The 4,804-nt window shown below is 69.7% G+C and carries 4 protein-coding genes; all 4 read left to right on the top strand.

The window, feature by feature from the left end:
- Nucleotides 1-642: 642 nt before the first annotated feature.
- The 4 genes from V7Q31_RS17525 (at nt 643) to V7Q31_RS17510 (ending at nt 4,651) form a co-directional block, all read left to right on the top strand.
- Nucleotides 643-1,254, top strand: coding sequence for a TetR/AcrR family transcriptional regulator (locus V7Q31_RS17525; protein ID WP_333835142.1), 612 nt, complete (start codon nt 643-645; stop codon nt 1,252-1,254).
- A 3-nt stretch (nt 1,255-1,257) separates the two neighbouring features.
- Nucleotides 1,258-3,369, top strand: coding sequence for an alpha/beta fold hydrolase (locus V7Q31_RS17520; protein WP_333835141.1), 2,112 nt, complete (start codon nt 1,258-1,260; stop codon nt 3,367-3,369).
- A gap of 24 nt (nt 3,370-3,393) precedes the next feature.
- A complete protein-coding gene (locus tag V7Q31_RS17515) occupies nt 3,394-3,855 on the top strand; it encodes a nuclear transport factor 2 family protein (RefSeq protein ID WP_333835140.1) in 462 nt (153 codons plus the stop codon).
- A 151-nt stretch (nt 3,856-4,006) separates the two neighbouring features.
- Nucleotides 4,007-4,651, top strand: a complete 645-nt coding sequence (locus tag V7Q31_RS17510; protein WP_333835139.1) for a DUF1326 domain-containing protein — start codon at nt 4,007-4,009, stop codon at nt 4,649-4,651.
- The last annotated feature ends 153 nt before the right edge of the window (nt 4,652-4,804 follow it).

Here is a 4,804-nt window from a genome sequence, read left to right as displayed (position 1 = left end):
CTGTTCATCGCCAGGCCCGATTTCGACGTCGACCGGTTCGTCGCCGCCCTGCCGCACCGCAACGCCCGGACGGCAGAACGCTTTGCGCGCGAACTCGATTGGCTGGCGGGAAAGCGCCCTGCCGTCAGACCGTCGCCTGGAGGATGATCGGCGCGATGCCCGCGAAGCGCTCCAGCGCGCCCCTGTGATGTCGATGTCGGCCCTGCATGGCATCCGGAGGTCGAGAATGCTGCGCCGCACAAGCGGCCGCTTCGACCTGCTATCGCTAACTCTCCGCCGCACCCGCACCCGAAACAACCGCGGCGACGCCGGACAGAACCGCCGCCGCACCTGACCCCTCCGGTGGACTACGGGGATGGCTGCCGGCCGACGCGCCTCGTGGCGCGCGGAGCCGAGGCGAACGGCAGGGTCGACTTCAGTCGGCGCGGCTGACGGCAGCGGCGATCTGCGCGGCGCGGGTCGCAGGCCCGGTCTCGGCGAGGATCGCGCAGGCCCGGTTGCGGACCGTCTTGTCGCCCCTGCCGCTGCGGGATGCGATGCTTTCGCACGCGGGCTTTGGAAATTGGCCGGGTCGTGTTACAGTTCGTTCGAACGAATTAGACCCACCATCGATCCCTGACCGTTCGCCCGAGGAGACCGACCGTGGACGCAGCGCCTCAGCACCGCCGGGACCCGAAGGAAGCGCTCCTGGAGGCCGCCAAGCGCGTGCTTCTGGTCCATGGATACGCCGGCCTCTCCACCCGCGCGGTCGCGGCGGAGGCGGCGACCCAGATGAGCCAGATCCGCTACCACTTCGGGTCCAAGGAAGGGATGGTGCTCGCCCTCTTCGAGTACATGAACGCCGCCCTGATCGCCCGGCAGGCGGCGACTTTTCACCGGCCCGACCTGACGATCGCGCAGAAATGGCGGCTCGCCTGCGACTACCTCGAGCAGGACATCGCGTCGGGCTACGTCCGCGTGCTGCAGGAGCTGACCGCCGTGGGCTGGTCCAACCCGGCGGTCGGCGACGCGGTGCGCCGCGCCGTCGCGCAATGGCAGGCCCTCATCCTCGAACTGGCGCGCGAGGTCGAGGGGCGGCTCGGTTCGCTCGGGCCGTTCCGCGCCGAGGAGGTCGCCGCGCTTGTCGGCGCCGCCTTCATCGGGGCGGAATCGCTGATTCTGCTGGGCTTCGACGACGCGAAGCACCCGATGCGCGCCGCCCTGCGCCGCGTCGGCGACCTGATCGCCGCAGCCGAGACATTCAGGGAGGCCTGACCGATGCGCGCCGCACTTCCCCATACCGAAGGGACCGTCGACCGGGCCGGCGTGAAGCTGCACTACGAGATCTACGGCGCCGGCGACCGGACCATCCTGTTCATACCGACCTGGGCGATCATCCACTCGCGGTGCTGGAAGGCGCAGATCCCCTATTTCGCAGACCATTTCCGCGTGATCGCCTTCGACCCGCGCGGCAACGGCAAGTCCGACCGGCCGGACGCCCCGGAGGCCTACAGCCTAGACGCGATCATCGGCGACGTGATCGCGGTCATGGACGCGACGCGGACCGACGCCGCCACGCTGGTCGGCTTCTCGTTCGGCAGCGCCGTGGCCTTCGCCGTGGCGGCGGACTGGCCCGAACGGGTCGACGCCGTGATCTCGACCGGGGCCTGGACGCCCATCGTGCCGCCCTACCCCGAGCGCGGCGCGGACTGGGAGGCCGATCTGCCGGCGCCAGAAGGCTGGCAGAAATACAACCGTCGTCATTGGCGCCGCGACTATCCCGATTTCCTGCGCTTCTTCTTCTCGCGGGTGCACAACGAGCCGCATTCGACCAAGCAGCAGGACGACGCGCTCGCCTGGGGACTGGACGGCGACGGCGAGATGCTGGCGATGACGCAGGACGGCCGGTCCGCCGGCGCGGCCCGGATCGACGAGGCCATGTATGCGCGCGTCCGCTGCCCCAGCCTGCTGATCGTGGGCGACGCCGACGCCATCACGCCGCCTGAGGGCTCGCGTCGCATCGCCGAACTGACGGGTGGCGACCTGCATGTCCGCGAGGGCGGCGGGCACGCCGTCCACGCCCGCTATCCGGCGTGGTTCAACGTGACGATGCGCGATTTCCTCGCCCGGCGTCTGGGAACATGGCGGCCCGAGCCAGTGAGGCCCGCGCCGCGCAGGCCCGCCTCCCGCCGCAAGCGCGCGCTCTACCTCTCGTCGCCCATCGGGCTGGGCCATGCGCGCCGCGATCTGGCGGTGACGCGCGCGCTGCGCAGGCTGCATCCCGATCTGCAGGTGGACTGGCTGGCGCAGGACCCGGTGACCCGCTTCCTCGCCGCCAACGCCGAGGCGGTGCACCCGGCGAGCCGGCTGCTGGCCAACGAATCCGCGCACATCGAGGCGGAGGCCGGGGAGCACGATCTGAACGCCTTTCAGGCGATCCGCAGCATGGACGAAATCCTGATCAAGAACTTCATGGTCTTCCAGGACGTGCTGGAGCAGGACCGCTACGACCTCGTGATCGCCGACGAGGCCTGGGACGTCGACCACTACTGGCACGAACACCCCGATCTGAAGCGTGCGCCGATCGCGTGGTTCACCGATTTCGTGGGCTGGGCGCCCTTCGCGGAGAATGGCCCGCGCGAGGCGTTCCTGACCACCGACTACAACGCCGAGATGATCGGCCATGTCGAACGCCACCCGCAGGTGCGCGACCGCGCCATCTTCGTCGGCGGGCCGCAGGACATCGCCGATCTGTCCTTCGGCGAGGGCCTGCCGCGGATGCGCGACTGGATCCCGAAGCACTACGCGTTCTCCGACTACATCATCGGCACGCACCCCGCCGATTTCGGCCCCCGCGCCGACCTGCGCGCCGGGTTCGGCTATGACGACGGGCGCAAGACCTGCATCGTAGCGGTCGGCGGCTCGGGCGTCGGCGGCCAGCTGATCCGGCGCATCCTCGCCGCGTGGCCCCACGCCCGCGCGCGCATCCCCGAGTTGCGCATGATCGTCGTCACCGGCCCGCGGCTCGATCCGGCCGGTTTCGACTGGCCCGAGGGCGTGGAGGCCCGCGCCTTCGTGCCCGATCTCGACCGTCACCTCGCCGCCTGCGATCTGGCGGTGGTGCAGGGGGGCCTGACCACCTGCATGGAGCTGGCCGCCGCGGGCACCCCGTTCCTCTACTTTCCGCTGCGCAACCACTTCGAGCAGAACTTCCACGTCGCCGCCCGGCTGGAGCGCTACAACGCCGGCCGCCGGATGATCTATGCCGAGAGCGATCCCGATTGCATCGCCGCCGCCATGCTTCAGGAACTGCGCACGCCGCGCGTTCCCCATCCGGTCGCACGCGACGGCGCGGCGCGCGCCGCCGCGATGGTTGCCCACCTTCTTTGACGCCGCAGCAGGAGGAGCCCGGTCATGGACGCAACGTTCAACGCCGAAGGTCAGGGCATCGCCGCCATCATGCAGGCCGCGAGGGACTATGCCGAAGGCTGGTATTCCGGCGACGCCGCGCGCATGCGCCGGGCCCTGCACCCCGCGCTCGAGAAGCGGACGATCGCCCGGGACCCATGGCGCGACGGCTGGACCGTCAGGTCGCCCGCCACGAACGCCGAGCAGATGGTGCGCTGGACCGCCGAGGGCGTGGGCGCCGCGTGGACCAGCGAGCGCCTGTGCGAAGTGCAGGTCCAGGACGTCTTCCGCGACATCGCGACGGTGCGCTGCCTGTCTCCGAAATATGTCGACTATCTCCAGCTCGCCCGCTTCGGCGCCGACGGCTGGCGCATCGTCAACGTGCTGTGGCAGCTGCGCGCGGGCGACTGCGAGCCGTCCTCGGACGCAGAGCAGGAGCTGGACTTCTGGCGTCCCCGGGACGCCTGATCGTGGTATGCTTTGGCGGCGGAGCATGGCTCGCTCCCCCCAAAGGAAAGAGGCACGTCGCAAGCCGGACGGTGAAGCCCGCAGACGCCATCAAGCATGAAGTGTCGCAACGGCGCCTTCGCCGGCGCCCCGCCTGAAGAGGGAGACGGTCATGACACCCTGGGAAATTCGTGGTTTGGGATTGACGAACTGCAACTGCAACTTCGGCTGCCCCTGCCAGTTCGGGGTGCTGCCCTCCCGCGGCAACTGCGAAGCGGCGATCGTGTTCGACATCGAACGCGGCCACCACGGCGACACCGATCTGTCGGGCCTGCGCGCCGCCGCGATCTATCACTGGCCTGGCGCCATCCATGAGGGCGACGGTCAGATGCAACTGGTCATCGACACAGGCGCGAGCGATGCGCAGGCCGCGGCGCTGGAACGGATCATGACCGGGCAGGACACCGAGGAGATGAAGACGATGTGGTTCGTCTACGCAAAGATGAGCCCCAACAGATATCCGACCCTGCGCAAGCGCATCGACGTGACGCATGACATCGGCGCACGCACGGGGCGAGCCCGGATCGACGGCGTCGCCGACATCGAGCTGAAGCCGGTGCCCAACATCGTCACCGGCGAGCCGCATCGCGCGATCCTGAAGCTCCCCCATGGGTTCGAGTTCCACGAGGCCGAGGTCGCCAGCGGGCGCACCACGTTGACCGGGGGCGAGGTCTCGTTCGCGCCGCTGGTCGACACCCACGCCCATTTCGCCCGTCTGCACCTGAGCCATGTCGGGGTGATCGACGGCGCGGCGTGACGAGGGGCGGCGCGACGAGGGGGCGGCGTGATGAATGACGGCGGGCCGCTGCTCGCCGCGCTCCGCCACGACCGCTGGCTGTTTCTGGGCGGCCTCGCGGTGATCGAGCTTGCGTCGGTGATCTACACCGTCGCGGGCGTCGGCATGGACATG

This window comes from Rubrimonas sp., assembly GCF_036788415.1.
Lineage (GTDB): Bacteria > Pseudomonadota > Alphaproteobacteria > Rhodobacterales > Rhodobacteraceae > Rubrimonas.
The sequence above is the reverse complement of the archived record's forward strand: the minus strand, read 5'-3'. Positions and strand labels throughout refer to the sequence as shown.